Genomic DNA, 19,678 nt, shown 5'->3' with positions numbered 1-19,678 from the left:
CATGGGGCAAGGGGCGGAGCGAAGAGCGCAGTGCGGGGTGGAGCGGAGGAACGGGCGAGGGGATCACGGGGTCACGGGCTTGGCAGTGAGCTGCTGCCCGTCGACCGTCACGATGCCGGTCTCGGGGTCGATACGTGGTGCGGGGCCCGGCTTGCCCGCGCGGTTGAGGATGCCGACCTGCCGGCCGCTCGGCAGAACGATCCAGCCGCCGTCGACCTCGGCGCCGCGCACGGTGGCGGTCGCGCGGTACAGCCCGGAGGGCTTGACGGCCTTGTCGGCCGTGAAGCCGTACTCCCGCTGCCCCATGTCGACCGTGCCGCGGATCCGCTTGCCTTTCAGCTCGCCGGTGAGGACGTTGCCGTTCCGGCCGGTGAGCCGCATGCTGCCGTCTGCCTCGACGTCGCCCTTCAGCCACGACTCCTGGTCCTTGCCGTCGCAGAAGTACGCGACCGCCTTGCCGTCGCGCAGGGTGACCGCGACCGCGGAGGAGTCGTCGTCCGTGCGGCCCGCGTAGTCGGCGTTGGGCACGGCGGTCTTCGACGGGCTGGGCGAGGGCGACGCCTTGCCCGACGGGGGTGAGGCCGTGGGTGTCGGGCTCGCCGACACGACGTCACCCGAGGACTCGCTCCCGGTCGACGTACTGCGCGTCCCCGATGTCACGTTGAGCGACAGCATGAACAGGGCGAGCAGCAGTCCCGCGAGGAGCGTGAAAAGTGGTCCGGAACGCTTCATCGAGCCTCCCCCGAGGCGTGGCGCGGACAGCCTCACCATGCAAGCGGACCCGCGGCACCTGCGTCCAGAGGCGCACAGGAGCGACTTCGCGGAAATTGAAGGACGATCACACCGTAGAGGGCGACTTCACTCCAAGTGGTGCGAAGGGGGGATTCGGGTGACATTTACACAATCCGGGTCGAGCGGTGTGCGGGACGAGCCGCACGGGACGGATCGGCCACCTCCACGAAAGGCACGACCATGGCGGGTAACGATCTGGGCAGTCTGCTCGGCAGTGTTCTCGGCGGAGGCACTCGCAGCGGCGCCACCGGAGGGACCGGTGGTGTCGGCGGGGCCGCCATTCTGGGCTCGCTGCTCCAGGCGCTCATGAACGGCCGGGGCGGGAGCGGCGGCACCGGGAGCGGTGGCAATCCGCTGGGCGGTCTGATGGACCTGCTCAACCGGTCCGGCCTCGCGGAGCAGAAGGACTCCTGGGTCGGCACCGGCCAGAACCAGTCCGTGACCGGCGCGCAGATCCAGCAGGCATTGCCCGACGAGACGCTCAAGCAGGTCGCCGACGAGGCGGGCGTCACCACGGACCAGGCAGCCACCGAGATCGCGCAGACCCTGCCGCAGGTCGTCGACAGGCTGAGCCCCGACGGACACCTGCCGGACGCCTCGCTCGAAGACCTCGTCAAACAGCAGAGGTTCTGAGTCTCACGCAGCAGCGGTACTGAGGCTCTCGACGTGCCCGCGCGCCCTTCCAGGCGTGCCCGTGCGCCCTTCCCGGGACAGCGTGCCGGGCGTCTCGGCAGGCGGGCGCCCGGTACCGGGCCACCGAGGGCTGACTAGGCTGGATGGACCAAGAGCCGTACATCAGCAAGGAGCATCACCGTGGCGGTACGAGCGGTCCGGGGCGCCGTCCAACTGGAGCGGGACGAGGCCGGCCACATGGACGAGCAGGTCAGCGAGCTGCTCACCGCCATCCTTGAGCGGAACGGGTTGACCACCGAGGACCTGATCAGCATCTGGTTCACGGCGACGCCCGACCTGCACAGTGACTTCCCGGCGGCCGCGGCACGCAAGCTCGGCATCGTCGACGTACCGCTGATCTGCGCGCAGGAGCTGGACATCGAGGGCGCGATGCCCCGGGTCGTGCGGGTTCTGGCGCACATCGAGTCCGATCTGCCGCGCTCCGGGATCGCGCACGTCTACCTGGGTGCCGCGGGCGCGCTCCGCAAGGACATCGCCCAGTGAGAACCGCACTTGTCATCGGTACCGGACTGATCGGTACGTCGGCCGCGCTGGCCCTGGCGGGTCGCGGCGTCGTCGTGCACCTCGCCGACCACGATCCGGAGCAGGCCCGTACGGCGGCCGCGCTCGGCGCCGGCACGGACGAGGAGCCCGCGGGGCCCGTCGACCTCGCGATCATCGCGGCGCCGCCCGCGCACGTGGCCGCGGCGCTTGCCGACGCGATGCGGCGCGGAGTGGCGCGCGGCTACCTCGACGTGGCCAGCGTCAAGGGCGGCCCGCGCCGCGAGCTGGAGTCGCTGGGCCTGGACCTGTCCGCGTACATCGGTACGCATCCCATGTCGGGCCGCGAGAAGTCGGGCCCGCTGGCCGCGACCGGGGACCTCTTCGAGGGGCGCCCCTGGGTGCTGACGCCGACCCGGGACACGGACACCGAGGTCCTCAACCTCGCCCTGGAGCTCGTCTCGCACTGCCGTGCCGTGCCGGTCGTCATGGACGCCGACGCCCACGACCGCGCGGTCGCCCTCGTCTCCCACATGCCCCACCTGGTGTCGAGCATGGTCGCCGCGCGGCTGGAGAACGCCGAGGAGGCGGCCGTACGCCTCTGCGGTCAGGGCATCCGTGACGTCACCCGGATCGCCGCCTCCGACCCGCGCATGTGGATCGACATCCTCTCCGCGAACCCGGGCCCGGTCGCCGACCTCCTCGCGGACGTCTCGGCGGACCTGGACGAGACCGTGCAGGCCCTGCGCGCCCTCCAGTCCTCCGACGAGGCCAAGCGCAGCGAGGGCTTCACCGGTATCGAGGACGTCCTGCGCCGGGGCAACGCCGGCCAGATCCGCGTCCCCGGCAAGCACGGCACGGCCCCGACCGTGTACGAGAGCGTCGTCGTCCTCATCGACGACCAGCCGGGCCAGCTGGCCCGTATCTTCGCCGACGCGGGCCGCGCGGGCGTCAACATCGAGGACGTCCGCATCGAGCACGCGACCGGGCAGCAGGCGGGTCTGGTCGAGCTGATGGTGAAGCCCTCGGCGGCGCCCGTGCTCACGGCGTCGCTGCGCGAGCGGGGCTGGTCGATCCGGCAGTAGGGCCGGGCGGTGTGCGACGTGACGCCGTGAACCCGGTTTCGGTGGACGTCCTCGTGATCGTCCTCGTGATCGTCGCGGCGGTGGCCCGGGGGCTGTGACAGGGGCACCGCGGGGTCCGTAAAACGGGGTCCGGGAAGCCAGTAACCTTGTTCGGGGCACGATCGCGCCCGAAACAGCCCACCACCCCGTACCAGGAAGGTGCCCGCACCCGTGGAAACCACCGCCGCCAGGACCGCTCCGGCCGTGATTGTCGCCATCGACGGTCCCTCCGGCACGGGCAAGTCGAGCACCTCCAAGGCCGTCGCCGCGAAGCTCGGCCTGAGCTACCTGGACACGGGCGCCCAGTACCGGGCGATCACCTGGTGGATGGTGACCAACGGCATCGACGTCACCGACCCCTCCTCGATCGCGGACGCGGCCGGGAAGCCAGAGATCGTGTCCGGTACGGACCCCTCGGCGCCGACGATCACGGTCGACGGCACGGATGTCGCGGGCCCGATCCGCACCCAGGAGGTCACCTCCAAGGTCAGCGCGGTCAGCGCCGTGCCCGAGGTGCGGGCCCGGATCACCGAGCTGCAGCGCTCGATCGCCTCGGCGGCCGAGAAGGGCATCGTCGTCGAGGGCCGGGACATCGGTACGACCGTGCTGCCCGACGCCGACCTGAAGATCTTCCTCACCGCTTCCCCGGAGGCCCGCGCGGCCCGCCGCAGCGGTGAGCTCAAGGGCGCCGACGTCAACGCCACCCGCGAGGCCCTGATCAAGCGGGACGCGGCCGACTCGAGCCGTAAGGCCTCGCCGCTCGCCAAGGCGGACGACGCGGTCGAGGTGGACACCTCCGACCTCACGCTCCAGCAGGTCATCGAGTGCGTCGTCACCCTCGTCGAGGAGAAGCGGGCCCCGAGGTGAGCGTCGCGTCCGTGCCCTCGGTCAAGGGCGCCGAGGTGGGGCGGCGCATCGGCGTCGGCCTGATGTACGGCCTGTGGAAGCCGCGGGTGCTGGGTGCCTGGAAGGTCCCCGCGACCGGCCCGGTCATCTTCGCGGTCAACCACTCCCACAACATCGACGGCCCGATGGTCATCGGCGTGGCGCCCCGGCCCTCGCACTTCCTGGTCAAGAAGGAAGCGTTCATCGGGCCGCTCGGCCCGTTCATGACCCGCGTCGGCCAGATCAAGGTCGACCGTGACACCACCGACCGGACGGCCATCACGCGCGCACTGGGCGTGCTGGCGAACGGCGGGGTCCTCGGGATCTTCCCGGAGGGCAGCCGCGGCGAGGGCGACTTCGCCGCACTGCGCGCCGGGCTCTCCTACTTCGCCGTCCGCAGCGGGGCCCCGATCGTCCCGGTCGCCGTGCTGGGAAGCAGGGAGAGGCGCGGACGGTTGATAAAGGCGCTGCCCCCGCTGCGCAGCCAGGTCGACGTCGTCTTCGGCGACCCCTTCGAGGCGGGCGACGGCAGCGGACTGCGTACGCGCAAGGCGCTCGACGAGGCGACCGTGCGGATCCAGAAGCAGCTCACCGCGCACCTGGAAAACGCCAGGCACCTTACGGGGCGTTAAGAGACACTCCAGTAGTGGATCGGCCGATACGGGCGGTCCACCGATCACCACGATGAACTACGAGGTACGGACTTCATGAACGACCACATCCAGCCCGACGGCTCGGCCGAGCACGAGCACGGGGCGCTTGGCGATGCCGAGTACGCGGAGTTCATGGAGCTCGCCGCGGAAGAGGGCTTCGACGTCGAGGACATCGAGGGCGCGATCGAGGCGGCCGGCCACGGCCCGCTCCCGGTCCTCGCCGTCGTCGGCCGTCCGAACGTCGGCAAGTCGACTCTGGTGAACCGGATCATCGGCCGCCGGGAGGCCGTCGTCGAGGACAAGCCGGGCGTCACCCGCGACCGCGTCACCTACGAGGCCGAGTGGGCGGGCCGCCGCTTCAAGCTCGTCGACACCGGCGGCTGGGAGCAGGACGTCCTCGGCATCGACGCGTCCGTGGCCGCGCAGGCCGAGTACGCGATCGACGCGGCCGACGCGGTCGTCTTCGTCGTCGACGCCAAGGTCGGCGCCACCGACACCGACGAGGCGGTCGTGCGCCTGCTGCGCAAGGCCGGCAAGCCCGTCGTCCTGTGCGCCAACAAGGTCGACGGCCTGAGCGGCGAGGCCGACGCCTCGTACCTGTGGGCTTTGGGTCTCGGCGAGCCGCACCCCGTCTCCGCGCTGCACGGCCGCGGCACCGGCGACATGCTGGACGCCGTCCTGGAGGCGCTGCCCGAGGCGCCGGCGCAGACCTTCGGCACTGCCGTCGGCGGCCCCCGCCGCATCGCGCTCATCGGCCGCCCGAACGTCGGCAAGTCCTCGCTGCTGAACAAGGTGGCGAACGAGGACCGCGTGGTCGTCAACGAGGTCGCGGGCACCACCCGTGACCCGGTCGACGAGCTCATCGAACTCGGCGGTGTCACCTGGAAGTTCGTCGACACGGCCGGTATCCGCAAGCGCGTCCACCTCCAGCAGGGCGCCGACTACTACGCCTCGCTGCGTACGGCCGCGGCGGTGGAGAAGGCTGAGGTCGCCGTCGTCCTGATCGACGCCTCCGAGACCATCTCTGTCCAGGACCAGCGCATCGTCACGATGGCCGTCGAGGCCGGGCGCGCGATCGTCCTCGCCTTCAACAAGTGGGACACCCTCGACGAGGAGCGTCGCTACTACCTGGAGCGCGAGATCGAGACCGAGCTCGCCCAGGTCTCCTGGGCGCCCCGGGTCAACGTCTCGGCGCGTACGGGCCGGCACATGGAGAAGCTGGTCCCGGCGATCGAGACCGCGATCGAGGGCTGGGAGTCGCGTGTTCCCACGGGCCGGCTGAACGCCTTCCTGGGTGAGCTGGTCGCCGCCCACCCGCACCCGGTCCGGGGCGGCAAGCAGCCCCGCATCCTCTTCGGCACCCAGGCGGGCACCAAGCCGCCGCGGTTCGTGCTGTTCTCCTCCGGCTTCATCGAGCACGGCTACCGCCGTTTCGTCGAGCGCCGGCTGCGCGAGGAGTTCGCCTTCGAGGGCACGCCGATCCACATCTCGGTGCGGGTGCGCGAGAAGCGCGGCAGGAAGAAGTAGCCGCACGGGACGTGTACGCACATGGGTGAGGGCCCCGCAGAACTGCGGGGCCCTCACCCATGTGCCTCAGTCTTCCCGGTGCCTCAGCGTTCCCGGCGTGGTCCGGGCGGGAGCGCCGCCGGGATCAGACCGGTGGCGTGCTGTCGCGCCACCGGCTGCCAGACGGACGTGACCGTCTGGCTCTGGTGCGTGGACACCTGCCCCGTCTGGTGCTGCCCGACGTGCCGCATGCCGTACGCGGTCGGCGTGTACGCACCCGAGTTGTACGAGCTCGTGCTGAGCTGTCCCGTCCCGTACAGGCCCGAACCCTGCGGGCCCGAGCCGTGCAGCCCCGAGCCGTAGAGGCCTCCGCCGTGCGGCCCGGTCCCGAAAGCCGTGAAGCCGAGCTCCTCCTCGCCACTGCGGTCGCCCGGCAGGGTCCGGAACGCCTTGCGGAACTCCGCGAAGAGCGCGTCGTAGATCGGCGTTGCCGAATGGATGCCCGCGGTGTCCTGTACCGGTCGCATGGCCGGGATCGGGGACGTGTACGGCAGGCGGCGGGGGGAGTCGTAGGTGTGCACGTCTGTGCCAACGACCCCGCCGCCCTTCGGATGCGGCCGACGGTCCGCATTGGCCGGTCACCGGGAGTGTTTCCGGCGCATTCGTGGACCGGGGCCCGCGCTCAGGTGCCGGCCAGCGGCATCGCGCTCGCCACCAGCTGGCCGCCCGCGGCGGCCTTGTCGAGGGCCTGGCGCAGCAGGTCCTCGCGGGGCTGGCGGCCGATCGAGCCGACCGGGGCCGCGAACAGCAGCACCTGCTGGTGCTTGTTGGCGGCCGCCCGCCAGCTGTCGGTGACCTGGAGCGGCTGGTGGGCCTGCCACCAGGCGACGGGCGAGCCGCCGCCGGTGCCGGGCTGCAGGACCGCGTGCAGCTGGCCCATGGCGAGCAGCACGGACCAACCGTGCAGTACGGGCGGCACCTCAGTGATCTGGCTCAGCGGCATGAAGCCCTGCTCGATGAGGAGCGGCAGGAAGTCGTCGCCCGCTCCTCCCGTCGTGCCCGGTCGGGCGATGCGTCCGGTCGGCTCGACGACGAGCGCGGGGTGCAGCTCGCCGCCAAGCAGGACGAGCCCGCTGGTGACTCCGAGGACGGCCTGCTCGGGCAGGGCCTCGGCGGGGCGCTCGTCCCCGGTGATGGAGTCGCCGGTGATGGAACGGACGGCGCCCTGCAGTTGCTCCTCGGTCACCTGGACGACCTGCGAGGGCAGGCAGGTGGCGTGGGCGAAGGCGAGTACGGCGGTCTCGTCGCCGATGAACAGGACGGTGCTGGTGCGCTCCTGTTCGGAGTCGCCCTGGGTGCGGCAGGACGTGCAGTCGTAACTGCCCGGGGCGTTCTCTCCGGCGAGCAGCCGGTCGGCTTCTTCGTCGCCGATCTCGGCGCGTACGTCGTCGCTGACGTCGAGCATGCGCGGCACGGGTGGCTCCTCGGGATGCGGTGCGTGGTGCGGCCGGGTGGCCCCCGGCCCATGAACCGGATGGGTTCCCGGCTCATGAAGAAGACAACGGGCGATCTGTGGCCGGAGTCACGCCCGGGAGCGAACGGAATCGAACCATCCTGCGCACAGGGTTAACCCGGCTGCGGAATCTGTTACTCCACGCCAACTTCTCGGGGTTCCAAGGAAGTTGATCCGGTGAGGTGAGTCACAGATCGTCAGGTCCGTTGGTCGACAAATCCGGAAATCAGCGAATGAAGCGGGTGTCTCAAATTCGACGATACTCCCGGTAACGGCGAACTGGCCTGGAATGACAAGGAGTTGGTTGTTACCGGGCCTCCTGGCTCTCTACATTGCTCCGCCGTGTGCAACGAGCACCGCTCGGGTACGTCCGCCGACCGCATCGCAAGCCAGTCAAATGCGCCACCAGCAACACCAGCGCCATCAGAAACACCAGCACCAGCACCAGCACCAACTCCGGCGGACGGGGTGAAACGGAAGGGCCGCGTCGACACGCGGGATCTTCCGTGCCGCCTTGGGGGAGCCCGGGTCCGTGGAGAGGGAACCACATGTCCGAATGTGCCGATACCACTCGTAAGACCCGTACCACGGCGGTCCTCGCCGGGGCGGCACTGCTCGCCCCGCTCGGACTGCTGGCCGCCACCGGCAACGCCGCGGCGGCGGACAGCGGAGTGTGGGACCGCATCGCCCAGTGCGAGAGCGGCGGCAACTGGCACATCAACACCGGGAACGGCTACTACGGAGGACTCCAGTTCTCCGCCGGCACCTGGCGCGCGTACGGCGGTTCGGCCTACGCGTCCACCGCCGACAAGGCCTCCAAGGCGCAGCAGATCGCTGTCGCCACCAAGGTGCAGCGCGGGCAGGGCTGGGGCGCCTGGCCCACCTGTTCGTCACGCGCGGGCGCGTCCGGCGGTGCGCCCGCGGCGTCCACGCCCGGCACCCCCACCACCAAGGCCGCTCCGTCGAAGCCGGCGAAGGCGCCGGACCGTTCGACGGGCCACACCGGCCGCGGCTCGTCCCGCGGCGACTACACCGTCCGCAGCGGCGACACGCTGAGCGCCATCGCGGCCCGGCACGGCACCACCTGGCAGCGGATCCACGCCGCCAACAAGGCCGCCATCGGCGGGGACCCCGACGTGATCGTCCCCGGCCAGCGTCTGGAGCTCTGAGCCCGAGGACCTGAGCCCGAGGACCTGAGTCCAAGGCCTTGAGCCCGAGGCTCTGAGCCCGGTGTTCCGATCCGGACTCTCGCCCTCGGGCCGGGGCCCCACCCGGTCCTCCGACCGGGTGGGGCCCAGTCGGACGCCTGCGCGGCTGGCCGAAGGGCCGTCACCGGCCTGCCTAGCGTGGCCCGATGTCGATCAAGCGCATGCGGTACGCGGCTGTCGTCGCCGTCGCCCTGGCCGTACTCGCCCCCGAGGTGGCGGTCGCGGCACCACCGCCCGCGGGACCACCGCCCACGGCACCCGGTCCGCCGGTGCCGGGCCGGGTGCCGTACGACTGCGCCAAGGACCAGTGGCCGTGGGGCTGTCTCGCCAAGTGCGAGAGCAGCGGCCGCTGGGACGCGAACACGGGGAACGGCTTCTACGGAGGACTGCAGTTCTGGCAGCCCACCTGGAAGGCGTTCGGCGGACTGGCCTACGCGCCGCGCGCGGATCTCGCCACGCGGGGCGAGCAGATCCGGGTCGCGGAGGAGGTGCTGCGCGTCCAGGGATGGGAGGCGTGGCCCGTCTGTGCCAAGAGGTACAAACTCAAGGGCCGGGCGCATGTGGTCAGGCCCGGCGAGTCACTCGCGTCGATCGCCCGCAGGTATCGCATCAAGGGCGGCTGGCAGGCGCTCTACAAGCTCAACCGGAAGATGGTCGGAGACCATCCGGAGCGGCTGAGTCCCGGCACCATGCTGAAGCTGCCGAAGGGGGCGGGACCGGGACGGCTGGTCACTCCGGCGCTTCCTCCGACGACTTCTCCGACGACTTCTTCAGTGGTCCCTCTGGTTCCTCCGGAGGACGCGGCCACCGGCTCCCCGAGTCTCCCGGGCGTGTCGGACCCGGAGGCTCCGCGGGGCCGCGCCGCCTCGACGCGTCCGCCGGTCCTGATGGGCCCGCCACTGCCGAGGCCGGAGCCTCCGTCGCCTCCCCGCTGAACACGACCGCACCGCGCCGGAGTTCGTACACGATCGCCGTCCTGCCGTGCAGGCCGGGCGGCAGGCGCTGTTCGGCCACGATCACGCACGCGTCGAGGCCGCTCAGCAGCTCGTAGGTGCGGGCGGCGACCGTCGGGGACATGCCCTGTGCGGGTTCGTCGACGAGAACCACGCGCGCGCGTGCCAGGAGGGCACGGGAGAGGGCGAGCATGCGCTGCTCTCCGCCGGAGAGGGTTCCCGCCTTTCTCGGGAGCAGGGAGCCCAGTTGGGGATACGCGTCCAGGGCGGGCGTGAAGTCATGGTCGGGGGCGGCGAGTCCGAGGTTCTCGCGGACGGTGAGCGAGCCGAAGACGGCCCGGCGGTCCGGGACGAGGCACAGACCGCGGCGGGCCCGTTCGTACGCGGGCATTCCCGTGACGTCGGTGCCGTCCCAGACCACGGCCCCGCGGGACAGGGGCACGGTTCCGGCGAGGGCGCGCAGCGCGGTCGTACGGCCCGAGCCGTTGCGGCCGAGCAGGACGGTGACGCCGTGGGCGGGCGCGTGGAGCGACACCCCGTGCAGCGCCTCCAGCGGGCCGTACCGCACGCGCGCGCGGCGCAGGGAGATCCCGGGCGCGCTCATCCGTCGACCGCCGTTCCGAGCCCCTGACTTCCTTGGCCCCCTTGGACTCCCTGGTGTGCTTCGAGCCGGTCGAGACCTTCGAGCACGTGGTCGGCGGGGCCGGAGGCGACGATGCGGCCCGCCGTCATGACGTGCACGGTGTCGGCCAGATCGGCCACGAGGTCCAGGTCGTGCTCGACGACGAGCAGGGCCGTACCGTCCGCGGCCAGCGCCCCCAGCACGCGGGCCAGCGCCGCCACCTCGCCCGTGTCCAGTCCCGCCGCGGGCTCGTCGAGGAGCAGGACACGAGGGCTGCCCGCCAGGGCCCGCGCGAGTTCGACACGCCGCAGGGTTCCGGTCGGCAGGCCCGCCGCCGGGAGCGCCCGTACGGCTCCGTCGAGCCCGAGCAGCCGCAGCATCCGTTCCACGGCGTCCGCGTCCACCACGTGCCCCTGCTCGGCACCCACGCGTACGTTCTCGGCCACCGTGAGGGTCGGGAAGACGGCGAGTTGCTGAAAGGTGCGGGCGATACCGAGCCGCGTCCGCGCGTGGGCGGGCAGCCGGGTGATGTCCCGCTCCCCGAGCCCGATCCGCCCGGCATCCGGCCGCACGGTCCCGGCGAGGCAGTGGAACAGGGTGCTTTTCCCCGCCCCGTTGGGCCCGACGACGGCGGTGATCCGGCCCGGGGCCAGATCGAGGTCCACACCGTCCAGAGCGGTGAACCCGTCGTAGGCGACGCGGAGGCCGCGTGCGCGGAGAAGGGGGAGGACGGGCAGGGCGGGGGAGAGCCGGGGCTGGGCCGGCCGGCGCGCCGTGGGGCCTGCGGCGCGGGGCACGGCTGTGGCGCGGGCGTCGGATTCGGGGGCACTCGAAGCGGCCGCCGTGCCCGGTTCACCGTCTTCGGAGGGCGGGACATGTGGCGAGCCGGGTGCGGGCGACGCGGGTCTGCCACCGCCTGCGGCCCGACCCGCGTCCGGGGTGGGAGTCGCGCCGAATCCCTCGGCGGGGCTCACGGCGGCCCGAGGCGTGCCAGGCGTGCTGCCACTGTCGGCAGCGCCGGGCTCCGGGGCGCCGGGCGGCGGGGCGGGACGCTCGTGGGGTTCGGCCGGTCGGATGCCCTCCGCCGGCCCGGCGCCCTCCGCATCGGGTGAGGCGGATGCTTGAACCGGGTCTTCGCCCCGGCTTTCGCCGGGCACCGGTGGCAGGTCGGAGTCCGTGGTCCCGGGCGCACTGGTACGCCCCGGTGCGTCGGACGTCGAAGGTGAGCCGGACGTCCAGGGCACCCCGGACCCACCTGCCGCGGGAGTGGACCGTCGTACCGGCCGCACCACCAGCGGGCGCCCACCGAGGACGGTCATTCCCGTGACCGTGGTGGCGGACGGTCCCGCCAGTGCCGTCGCCCCCGCCGCGGCTGCCGGCCGGGGGCGCGTGCCGGGGCCCGTGAGCGCCGCCCGGAGTCCGCGCCGCACGCTCGCGCCCAGGGGCGTGAGCGTCACCTCGCGGCGCAGCCGCAGGCGTTCGGCCGCCAGGCGCAGGGCCTCGTACGGGCCGCCGGGGAAGCGGCCCACGAGGACCGCCAGGAGGCCGATCAGGGCCGCCGCGACGCCGCCGCGCGTCCCCGCGTCCAAGCCGACCAGCAGGGCCGCCGCGAGCAGCGCGCCGAGGACGCTGTCGGCGCCGAGGACGACTACCGCGGCGAACCACAGCAGACCGCGGACCGGGTCGTACGCGGCGGGGTCGAAGGCGCGCAGGCCCATGCCGAGCATGCCGCCGCCGAGGGCCGCCAGCGCGGCGCCCGCCACGAAGGCCGTCAGTTTGAGCGTCGGCACGCGGACGCCCGCCGCCGACGCGCCCGACTCGTGGTCGCGCATCGCCGCCAGGGCCCGGCCCGTCCGGCCCCGGCGCAGTGCGTGGGCGGTCAGCAACGCGCCCGCGAGGAGGACGAGTTCGAGTACGTAGTAGGCGCGGTCCCCGTCGAAGCCCGCCGGGCGGCCCAGGGTCAGGCCCGAGGTCGCGTACGGCTGGGCGAAGACGAAGCGGCTGACGCCGACGCCCACCGCGAAGGTGGCGAGGGCGAGGGCGAGGCCGTGGCGGCCGATGGCGGGCCAGCCGGTCAGCAGGCCCAGGGGCGCCACCAAGAGGACGGCGACCGCGAGCGCGGCCAGTTCGGGGAGCTCAGGCAGGCCCGGGAAGCGGCCCGCCGCCAGCAGTGCGGTGAAGAGGGCGCCCAGACCCGCGTACGCCGCCTGGCCCAGTGAGATCTGGCCGCCGCGGCCCGTCACCACGACCAGGGACAGGAGGACGACTCCCAGGGCCGGTACCTGGACGGACGTGTGCAGGTCCGAGCCCGCGAAGCCCAGGGGGAGCAGGAACAGGACCACGGCCACGATCCAGGCGCCCGGCGGGGTCGCCACCCGGGCGCTCGCCGTGCGTGGAAGCGCGTCCCGGGTGCCGATGCCCGGCAGGACCAGCGCCGCGATCAGCAGTGCGACGACGAAGAGGTTCGCGCCCACCGCCTGGAGCAGCGGTTCCCGCCAGCCCGTCGGGTGCAGCTGGGTCAGCTGGCTCTGGGCGACCCCGATGCCGAGGGCCACGACCACGGCCACCGGCAGGCTCCGCATCCGGGCGGCCACCGCGACCGCCACCACCTCCATCACGAGCAGTGGCAAGCCGTACGGGTCCAGGCGTACGTACGGAGCCAGCAGTACGCCCGTCAGGCCCGCCGTGAACGAGCCGAAGGCCCAGCCGGCCGCGGCTACCCGGTCCGCGTCGATGCCGCCCAGGACGGCCAGCGAACGGTCGTCAACGACGGCCCGCAGCTCCCGGCCGAAGCGGGTCCAGCGGATCACCACGCCCACGCCCACGGCGAGGACCAGCGTCACCGCCAGCTGCCCCCAAGGGTCCGCCGAGACGAGCGTCGGCGCGTCGGAGCGTGCGCCGGGGCCCCAGATCAGCGCCGCGCCGCCGACGAGCAGCACGAACACGCCGATGGACGCGACGAGGGTCTGCGCCGGGTCGCTGCCGAGGACGGACAGCGGACGGAAGACGAACCGTTCCAGCGCCATGCCGATGCCCGGGGCCACCACGAGCAGCGTGAGCGCCGCGGCGAGCGGCAGCGGCCAGTTCCACTCGACCGTGAGCTGCCACAGCAGATAGGCGCACACCATGGCGATCGCGCCGTGCGCGAAGTTGAGGACGCCGGTCGCCCGGTGGGTGACGACCAGACCGATCCCGGTGAGCGCGGCCGCGCTGCCGACGGAGAGCCCGGCGAGCGTGAGGTCGTACGTCAGCGATGCCATCAGCCCTCGGTCCCCGGCCCACGGTCCTCAGCCATCAGCCCAGCCATCAGCCGTCCGCCCCGGACGACCGGGCGTCCGAGGCGGCGGGCTCGCAGATCGGGCAGGGGGCCAGTTCCCCGCGCGCCAGGACCCGCGAGTCGACCGGCAGGGCCTCAGCCTTCCCGGAGACCAGCGGGCAGTCCGCGCGGTGCCACAGCGTGCCGCCGGGCACCATCAGCAGGTCTCCGCTGACGGCCACGGGCGCGGAAGCCGCCTGGCCGGACTCGTCGGCGTCGGCGGGATCGGCGGCCACCAGGAGCCCGTACAGCTCCTCGACGCGGGCCGCCGCGAGGGCGTTCCTGCCGTGGGTGAGGAGCACCGCGCCCGCGATGATCAGCGCGGCTCCCGGCACCGTGCAGGACGCGAGGTAGGGCAGCTGGCGCTCGGCGAACCGCTCGCCGGAGATTCCGTACCAGCCGAGGACGCACAGCACCGCTCCCGCGGCGAGCGCGGCCCACCCGGTCCAGAGGACGGGGTGCACGGTCCGCAGTCGAGCTGTTCGCATGGGGGCTCCCATGTCATGTGTCTGTCCATGTCAGCCGATGGCTTGCACTATGCCCTGTGGAAGCTGACCCTGAAAGCACCGGGCGCCCATGGCCCGGACCGACACCCGGTGGTGAGCCAGATGGTTCTCGGGAGTGACCTCAGGCGGGGGACCGGCCGGGGGCTGGCGGTGGCGGTACTCGTCCTCGCCTCGGCTCTGACGGCCTGCGGCGACGACAGCGGCGGCGACGACACGACTCCGCCCTCGCCCTCCGTGAAGCTGCCCAGCGCGACCGAGCCGAGTCCGAGCGCGAGCGCTCCGGACGATCCGGCGGCGGCCGAGAAGGAGATCAAGGAGAACTGGAAGAAGTTCTTCGACCCCGACGTCCCCCTGAAGGACAAACAGGCCGTCCTGGAGAACGGCGACAACATGGCGCAGGTCCTGGAGAGCTTCAGCGGCGACGAGCGCGGCGGGCAGGTGGAGGCGACCGTCGACCGGGTCGAGTTCACCGCGCCGACCGCGGCGAACGTGACGTACACGCTCACCCTGAAGGGCGCCACGGTCATGCCGAACGCCGCGGGGACCGCCGTCGAGCAGGACGACACGTGGAAGGTGTCCGTCAAGACGCTGTGCGGTCTGGTCGGGCTGAGCGGCAATGCGTCGCCGGGTCCGGGTTGCTGAGTGCGCTGTCGCGGGTCTGCTGCTCCTGGTGGGCACGGCCTGCGGCAGCCGTCTTCCGGAGAGCGCCTTCGCCGGCCGGTCCGACCGGCCGGGCCGTACGCCCACGCAGGACACGGCGGAACCTCTGCGCGTAGGCATCATCACGAGCGCCACCAGCCCGGTCGGCGGCAACACCTTCACCGGGCCGCGCGACGGCGCGAAGGCCTACTTCGACCGGCTGAACGCGCGCGGCGGCATCGACGGCCGCCGGGTCGACGTCCGTATGTGCGACGACGGCGGCAGCGGTGTCGGCAACAACGAATGCGTGCACAGACTCGTCGACGAGGACAAGGTGGTGGCCCTCGTCGCCACCAGCGCGCTCGACTACGCGGGCGCCTCCCGGGTGTCACGCGCGCGCGTGCCCGACATCGGCGGGCAGCCCATCGGCGCGGCCTACGACACCTATCCGCATCTCTACGGGATCTACGGCAGCCTCGCCCCACGGAACGGAAGGCCCGGCTGGGACGGGAAGCTGTACGGCGGCACCGAGATCTACCGCTACTTCAAACGCGAGCAGGGCGCCCGGACGGCGGCCGTCGTCTCGTACAACCAGTCCGCGTCGGCCGCGTACGCCCGGCTCGTCACCCGGGGCCTGAAGGCCGAGGGCTACAAGGTGGTCACCGAACAGGTCGACTTCGCGCTGCCCAACTTCCGTGCCGCTGCCGCCGACCTCAAGGAACAGGGTGCCGACGTGGTCTTCGACGCCATCGACACCTACGGCAACGCGCAGCTGTGCAAGGCGATGGACGACGTCGGCGCCGACGTCCTCGCCAAGGTCACCAACGTGCAGAACTGGACGTCCGCCATCCGCGAGGACTACAAGGACGCGCCGCGCTGCCGCAACGCCCTGTGGGCGACGGGTTCGAGCCGCAACTACGACGACACGGCCACGGACCACGAGGCCGTACGGGAGTTCCGGGACGGCACGAAGAACCTGAAGAGCCACTCCCAGTGGCAGTTGGAGGGCTGGGCCGCCGCGATGTGGTTCACGGACGCGGCGCGGTCCTGCGCGCAAACGGGCGTCACGCGCGCGTGCGTCGACCGTTTCATGGACACGGGGAAGCCGTACACGGCCGACGGTCTGCTGCTGCCCGTCCGGTACGAGCGCCTGCCCGAACCCCCGGAGACCCGCAGGACCTGCCTCTCGGTGGCCCGCTGGGAGGACGCCGACGGATGGGTGAGTCAGGGCGACATGAACGACGAATGCTTCGACGTGCCGCAGCTGTCCTATGAGCCCTGATGCTTCCCGGCGCCAAAAGGTTCCTCCATCCGGTTACCGATGGCGCAACTGTTCGGGAACAGGATGGTAAGCAAGCCCAACCATCACCCCAACTCCCAGGTCTAACCCACAGGTAGCTGGATGAGCCGGAGATACGGGGACGCATGCAGATCTCTTTCCTGATACACAACGCCTACGGAATCGGTGGGACGATCCGGACGACGTACAACCTTGCGAACACCCTTGCCGAGCAGCACGACGTCGAGATCGTCTCCGTGCTGCGCCACCGCGACGAGCCGGTCTTCGCACTGGATCCACGGGTGCGCATGCGCCACCTCGTAGACATCCGCACGAACAGCCCAGGATACGAGGGCGACGACCCCGCCTACCGGACTCCGGCCCGCGTCTTCCCACGAGGGGAGGTCCGCTACGACCAGTACAGCGCTCTGACCGACCGCCGTATCGCGGACCACCTCTCGAAGGTCGACTCCGACGTGGTGATCGGCACCCGGCCGGGGCTCAACGTGCATCTGGCCCGCGAGACCAGACGCGGCCCGCTCCGTGTCGGCCAGGAACACCTCACGCTCGACACCCACTCGGAGTCCCTGCGCACGGAACTGCGCGGCGCCTACCCGCGGCTCGACGCGCTCACCACGACCACGGAGGCGGACGCGGGGGCGTACCGCAAGAAGATGCGGCTGCCCGGCGTACACATCGAGGCCGTGCCCAACCCGGTGCCCGCGCCCGGCATCGAGCCCGCGGACGGCTCCGGCAAGTGGGTCGTGGCGGCCGGCCGGCTCGCCCCGGTCAAGCGGTACGACCTGCTGATCAAGGCCTTCGACCGGGTGCGCGAGCAGCGGCCCGACTGGCGTCTGCGGATCTACGGCGGCGGCAAGCAGAAGGACAAGCTGCGCAGGCTCATCGACGAACTCGGCCTCTACAACCACGTGTTACTGATGGGCCCGGCGCATCCCATCGAGCCGGAGTGGGCCAAGGGATCCATCGCCGCCGTCACCTCCAGCCTGGAGTCCTTCGGCATGACGATCGTCGAGGCCATGCGCTGCGGCCTGCCCGTCGTCTCCACGGACTGTCCGCACGGCCCGGGGGAGATCATCGACAACGGCGTGGACGGACGCCTCGTTCCCGTCGGCAACGTCGGGGCCATCGCCGACGGACTGCTCGAACTGATCAACAACGACGAGCTGCGGCAGCAGATGGCGCACGCCGCGCTCAAGGACTCCGCGCGCTTCGACCCCGCCCGGATCGCCGAACGCTACGAGTCGATCTTCTCCGGTCTCGTCCCGCGGGGCGGCGACTCGAAGATCGGCCGGATGCGCGGCTCACTGCATCGCACTCGGGGCGCTCTTCTCGGCGGTGCGTATGCCGTTCGGGATGCCGGACGCACCGTACTCGGGAAGGACAGCTCCGCATGATGACGGTGGCTCCGCAGGCCTCGCACCGGCACTCCGACAAGGACGTGAGCATGCCTACGGGCGCCGACTGCATCGCCGACTCCGCGGGCGGGCTCACCTTCGACATCACCGACCCCGGTTCGGGCGCCGCGGCCGGCGACACGCATCTCGTGCTCCGGCACCGGGACGGCCTCCAGGAGGTCCGGCTGCCGCTCACCCCGGCCGCCGACGGCCGGCTGCGTGCCGCGCTGCCCAGCAGCGTCGAGCTGCCCGAGGGCCGCTGGGACGCCTACGCCCAGATCGCCGACGGCGAGCCGCAGCGTCTGGCGCCCGGCATCAACGACCTGCGTTCGCTCGTCGACCGGGTGCCGAGCGGCGCCCGCGGCCATGTCGCCGTCCGCATCCCGTACGGCACCAAGCACGGCAACCTCTCCATCCGCAGCTGGCTGCGCGCCCCGCACGCGGAGGCGGGCGAACTGCGCATCGGAAAGGGGGAGTTGGGTGTACGGGGTCAGGTGTACGGCGTCGAGCTGACCCCCGACGCCTACGCCGAACTGCGCGGCCGTGACGAGCCGGAGACCGTGGTGCGGGCCGAAGTCTCCCGGGACCAGGCCCGGTTCGGCCTCACAGTGGCCTACTCCGGGCTGACGGACGGCGTCTGGGATCTGTGGCTGCGACCGGCGGGGGAGACCGGGCCGAGGGTACGGATCGCCCGGCTGCTCGACGACATCGCCGACAAGAAGCCGATCTTCAGTTACCCGACGGTCACGGTGGAGACGGCATCCGGCCCGGTGGAGGCCGGGCCGTACTACACGAGCGACAACGATCTGTCGGTGACCGTCACTGCGGTGAGCTCATCGAAGTGAGCCGAAGAACTCCCTGATGTCGCCGGTCAGCAGCTCCGGTACCTCCAGGGCCGCGAAGTGCCCGCCGCGGTCGAACTCCGTCCAGCGGACAACGGTGTTGGTCTCCTCGGTCCAGCGCCGGATCGCCACGTCCTCGCCGAAGTTCGCGACGGCGGTGGGCACTTCGGAGCGCGTGACGGGGAACCAGTCACCGCTGTGGCCGTTCTCGTAGTACATCCGAGCCGCCGAACCGGCCGTCCCGGTCAGCCAGTACAGCATCACGTTGGTGAGCAGCGTGTCCCGGTCGACCGCGTCCTCCGGCAGCTCGGCCGAGGAGTGCGTCCACTCCTTGAACTTCTCCATGATCCAGGCGAGTTGGCCGACGGGGGAGTCGGTCAGGCCGTACGCGAGAGTCTGCGGGCGGGTCGACTGGAGGACGTTGTAGCCGAAGCCGTCGGTGGTGAACCGGCCGATGGCCGCGAGGCTCTGCCGCTCCCGGTCCGTCAGTTCGGCCTGGACGTCCTCGGCCACGGGACCGAGCGGGATGAAGCCGACGGACGCCGCGTTCACATGGACCCCGATCACCGACTCGGGCGCGACCCGGCCGAGCGCGGGCGAGATCAGCGCGCCCAGGTCGCCGCCCTGCGCGCCGTACCGCTCGTAGCCGAGCCGGCGCATCAGCTCGGCCCACGCCCGGGCCGTACGGCCGACGTTCCAGCCGCGGTCCTTCGTCGGCCCCGAGAAGCCGAAGCCGGGGATGGCCGGGATCACCAGGTGGAAGGCGTCGGCCGGGTCGCCGATGGGGGTCCCCCCGCTCGAGCCTGTTCGAGAGTGGGGGAGGGCGCGCGGGTCGCTCAGCGGGCCGATCAGGCCGAGGAACTCCACGATCGAGCCCGGCCAGCCGTGCGTGAGGATCAGCGGCACCGCGTCCGGCTCGGGCGAGCGGACGTGCAGGAAGTGCACCTTCGCGCCGTCGATCTCCGTCACGAACTGCGGGATCTCGTTCAGGGCCGCCTCGTGCTTGCGCCAGTCGTACGCGCCGCGCCAGTGGTCGGCCAGCTCACGGAGATACGGCAGCGAGGCTCCGTACTCCCAGCCCACGCCCGGGAGCTCGTCGGGCCAGCGGGTCAGGTCCAGGCGGGTGTGCAGGTCGTCGAGCTGCGCCTGAGGGATGTCGATCCGGAAGGGGCGGATCTCTTCGCTTGCGCTGTTGTCTGCCATGTCTCGAAAGGTACGCACCCTTGCGGACAGCTACTGTCCGCAATGCCTG

19 protein-coding genes and 1 pseudogene are annotated in these 19,678 nt (G+C 71.8%); 12 read left to right on the top strand and 8 right to left on the bottom strand.

The features are described from left to right. Positions 1-63 precede the first annotated feature (63 nt). Positions 64-732 (bottom strand): hypothetical protein, encoded by a 669-nt coding sequence (locus tag ACZ5VQ_RS24120; protein WP_469106657.1) that lies wholly within the window; start codon positions 730-732, stop codon positions 64-66. Positions 733-867: 135 nt separating this feature from the next. Between ACZ5VQ_RS24120 and ACZ5VQ_RS24115 the strand changes: the two genes are divergently transcribed. The 6 genes from ACZ5VQ_RS24115 to der all read left to right on the top strand — a co-directional run bounded on the left by ACZ5VQ_RS24115 (position 868) and on the right by der (position 6,154). Then, complete coding sequence (locus ACZ5VQ_RS24115) at positions 868-1,425, top strand: YidB family protein (protein ID WP_469106656.1); 558 nt, start codon at positions 868-870, stop codon at positions 1,423-1,425. Between the two features lie 180 nt (positions 1,426-1,605). Further along, a complete protein-coding gene (gene aroH, locus ACZ5VQ_RS24110; RefSeq protein WP_469106655.1) occupies positions 1,606-1,968 on the top strand; it encodes a chorismate mutase in 363 nt (120 codons plus the stop codon). Continuing rightward, the gene (locus ACZ5VQ_RS24105; RefSeq protein WP_362080584.1) at positions 1,965-3,050 is read left to right on the top strand and encodes a prephenate dehydrogenase; all 1,086 of its coding nucleotides are present in this window, start codon (positions 1,965-1,967) and stop codon (positions 3,048-3,050) included. Before aroH ends, ACZ5VQ_RS24105 begins: the two co-directional genes overlap by 4 nt. A gap of 210 nt (positions 3,051-3,260) precedes the next feature. Further along, positions 3,261-3,956 carry a (d)CMP kinase gene (cmk, locus tag ACZ5VQ_RS24100; RefSeq protein ID WP_469106654.1) on the top strand — a complete coding sequence of 232 codons (696 nt, stop codon included), beginning with the start codon at positions 3,261-3,263 and terminating at the stop codon, positions 3,954-3,956. Between the two features lie 62 nt (positions 3,957-4,018). Then, positions 4,019-4,606, top strand: a complete 588-nt coding sequence (locus ACZ5VQ_RS24095) for a lysophospholipid acyltransferase family protein (protein ID WP_469106686.1) — start codon at positions 4,019-4,021, stop codon at positions 4,604-4,606. Between the two features lie 75 nt (positions 4,607-4,681). Then, on the top strand, positions 4,682-6,154 hold the full coding sequence (der, locus tag ACZ5VQ_RS24090; RefSeq protein ID WP_469106653.1) for a ribosome biogenesis GTPase Der: 1,473 nt from the start codon (positions 4,682-4,684) through the stop codon (positions 6,152-6,154). Positions 6,155-6,237: 83 nt separating this feature from the next. Here der and ACZ5VQ_RS24085 read toward each other — a convergent pair whose 3' ends face one another. Both ACZ5VQ_RS24085 and ACZ5VQ_RS24080 read right to left on the bottom strand, forming a co-directional pair. Next, on the bottom strand, positions 6,238-6,660 hold the full coding sequence (locus ACZ5VQ_RS24085; protein WP_469106652.1) for a hypothetical protein: 423 nt from the start codon (positions 6,658-6,660) through the stop codon (positions 6,238-6,240). A gap of 155 nt (positions 6,661-6,815) precedes the next feature. Beyond that, positions 6,816-7,607, bottom strand: coding sequence for a hypothetical protein (locus tag ACZ5VQ_RS24080; RefSeq protein ID WP_055613800.1), 792 nt, complete (start codon positions 7,605-7,607; stop codon positions 6,816-6,818). 587 nt (positions 7,608-8,194) lie between these two features. On the opposite strand from ACZ5VQ_RS24080, the gene ACZ5VQ_RS24075 reads away from it, so the two are divergent. Further along, a complete protein-coding gene (locus tag ACZ5VQ_RS24075; protein ID WP_362080569.1) occupies positions 8,195-8,815 on the top strand; it encodes a LysM peptidoglycan-binding domain-containing protein in 621 nt (206 codons plus the stop codon). Between the two features lie 172 nt (positions 8,816-8,987). On the opposite strand, the gene ACZ5VQ_RS24070 is transcribed toward ACZ5VQ_RS24075, so the two are convergent. Continuing rightward, positions 8,988-9,218: a hypothetical protein gene (locus ACZ5VQ_RS24070; protein ID WP_469106691.1), complete on the bottom strand. Its 231-nt coding sequence runs from the start codon at positions 9,216-9,218 to the stop codon at positions 8,988-8,990. Here ACZ5VQ_RS24070 and ACZ5VQ_RS24065 point away from each other — a divergent pair. Continuing rightward, on the top strand, positions 9,124-9,789 hold the full coding sequence (locus ACZ5VQ_RS24065; RefSeq protein WP_469106685.1) for a transglycosylase family protein: 666 nt from the start codon (positions 9,124-9,126) through the stop codon (positions 9,787-9,789). The two genes, ACZ5VQ_RS24070 and ACZ5VQ_RS24065, sit on opposite strands and share 95 nt — an antisense overlap. On the opposite strand, the pseudogene ACZ5VQ_RS24060 reads toward ACZ5VQ_RS24065, so the two are convergent. The 3 genes and pseudogenes from ACZ5VQ_RS24060 to ACZ5VQ_RS24050 all read right to left on the bottom strand — a co-directional run. Continuing rightward, positions 9,770-10,411: pseudogene (locus ACZ5VQ_RS24060) on the bottom strand (ATP-binding cassette domain-containing protein); the annotation flags it as partial. The gene ACZ5VQ_RS24065 and the pseudogene ACZ5VQ_RS24060 overlap by 20 nt on opposite strands. After that, positions 10,408-13,689: a branched-chain amino acid ABC transporter permease/ATP-binding protein gene (locus tag ACZ5VQ_RS24055; RefSeq protein ID WP_469106651.1), complete on the bottom strand. Its 3,282-nt coding sequence runs from the start codon at positions 13,687-13,689 to the stop codon at positions 10,408-10,410. The pseudogene ACZ5VQ_RS24060 and the gene ACZ5VQ_RS24055, both read right to left, overlap by 4 nt. Before the next feature lie 46 nt (positions 13,690-13,735). Continuing rightward, a complete protein-coding gene (locus ACZ5VQ_RS24050) occupies positions 13,736-14,233 on the bottom strand; it encodes a hypothetical protein (RefSeq protein ID WP_469106650.1) in 498 nt (165 codons plus the stop codon). Between the two features lie 120 nt (positions 14,234-14,353). Between ACZ5VQ_RS24050 and ACZ5VQ_RS24045 the strand changes: the two genes are divergently transcribed. The 4 genes from ACZ5VQ_RS24045 to ACZ5VQ_RS24030 all read left to right on the top strand — a co-directional run bounded on the left by ACZ5VQ_RS24045 (position 14,354) and on the right by ACZ5VQ_RS24030 (position 18,429). Next, positions 14,354-14,893, top strand: a complete 540-nt coding sequence (locus ACZ5VQ_RS24045) for an MTB12 C-terminal domain-containing protein (RefSeq protein ID WP_362080560.1) — start codon at positions 14,354-14,356, stop codon at positions 14,891-14,893. After that, complete coding sequence (locus ACZ5VQ_RS24040) at positions 14,868-16,172, top strand: ABC transporter substrate-binding protein (protein ID WP_469106649.1); 1,305 nt, start codon at positions 14,868-14,870, stop codon at positions 16,170-16,172. The genes ACZ5VQ_RS24045 and ACZ5VQ_RS24040 overlap by 26 nt, the downstream gene beginning before the upstream one ends. Positions 16,173-16,315: 143 nt before the next feature. Continuing rightward, the gene (locus ACZ5VQ_RS24035; RefSeq protein WP_469106648.1) at positions 16,316-17,584 is read left to right on the top strand and encodes a glycosyltransferase family 4 protein; all 1,269 of its coding nucleotides are present in this window, start codon (positions 16,316-16,318) and stop codon (positions 17,582-17,584) included. Continuing rightward, complete coding sequence (locus ACZ5VQ_RS24030) at positions 17,581-18,429, top strand: hypothetical protein (protein WP_469106647.1); 849 nt, start codon at positions 17,581-17,583, stop codon at positions 18,427-18,429. Before ACZ5VQ_RS24035 ends, ACZ5VQ_RS24030 begins: the two co-directional genes overlap by 4 nt. On the opposite strand, the gene ACZ5VQ_RS24025 is transcribed toward ACZ5VQ_RS24030, so the two are convergent. Then, positions 18,418-19,629, bottom strand: coding sequence for an epoxide hydrolase family protein (locus tag ACZ5VQ_RS24025; RefSeq protein ID WP_469106646.1), 1,212 nt, complete (start codon positions 19,627-19,629; stop codon positions 18,418-18,420). The two genes, ACZ5VQ_RS24030 and ACZ5VQ_RS24025, sit on opposite strands and share 12 nt — an antisense overlap. Between the last annotated feature and the right edge of the window lie 49 nt (positions 19,630-19,678).

The sequence above is a fragment of the Streptomyces sp. NPDC033178 genome (genome assembly GCF_055577685.1).
The sequence above is the reverse complement of the archived record's forward strand: the minus strand, read 5'-3'. Positions and strand labels throughout refer to the sequence as shown.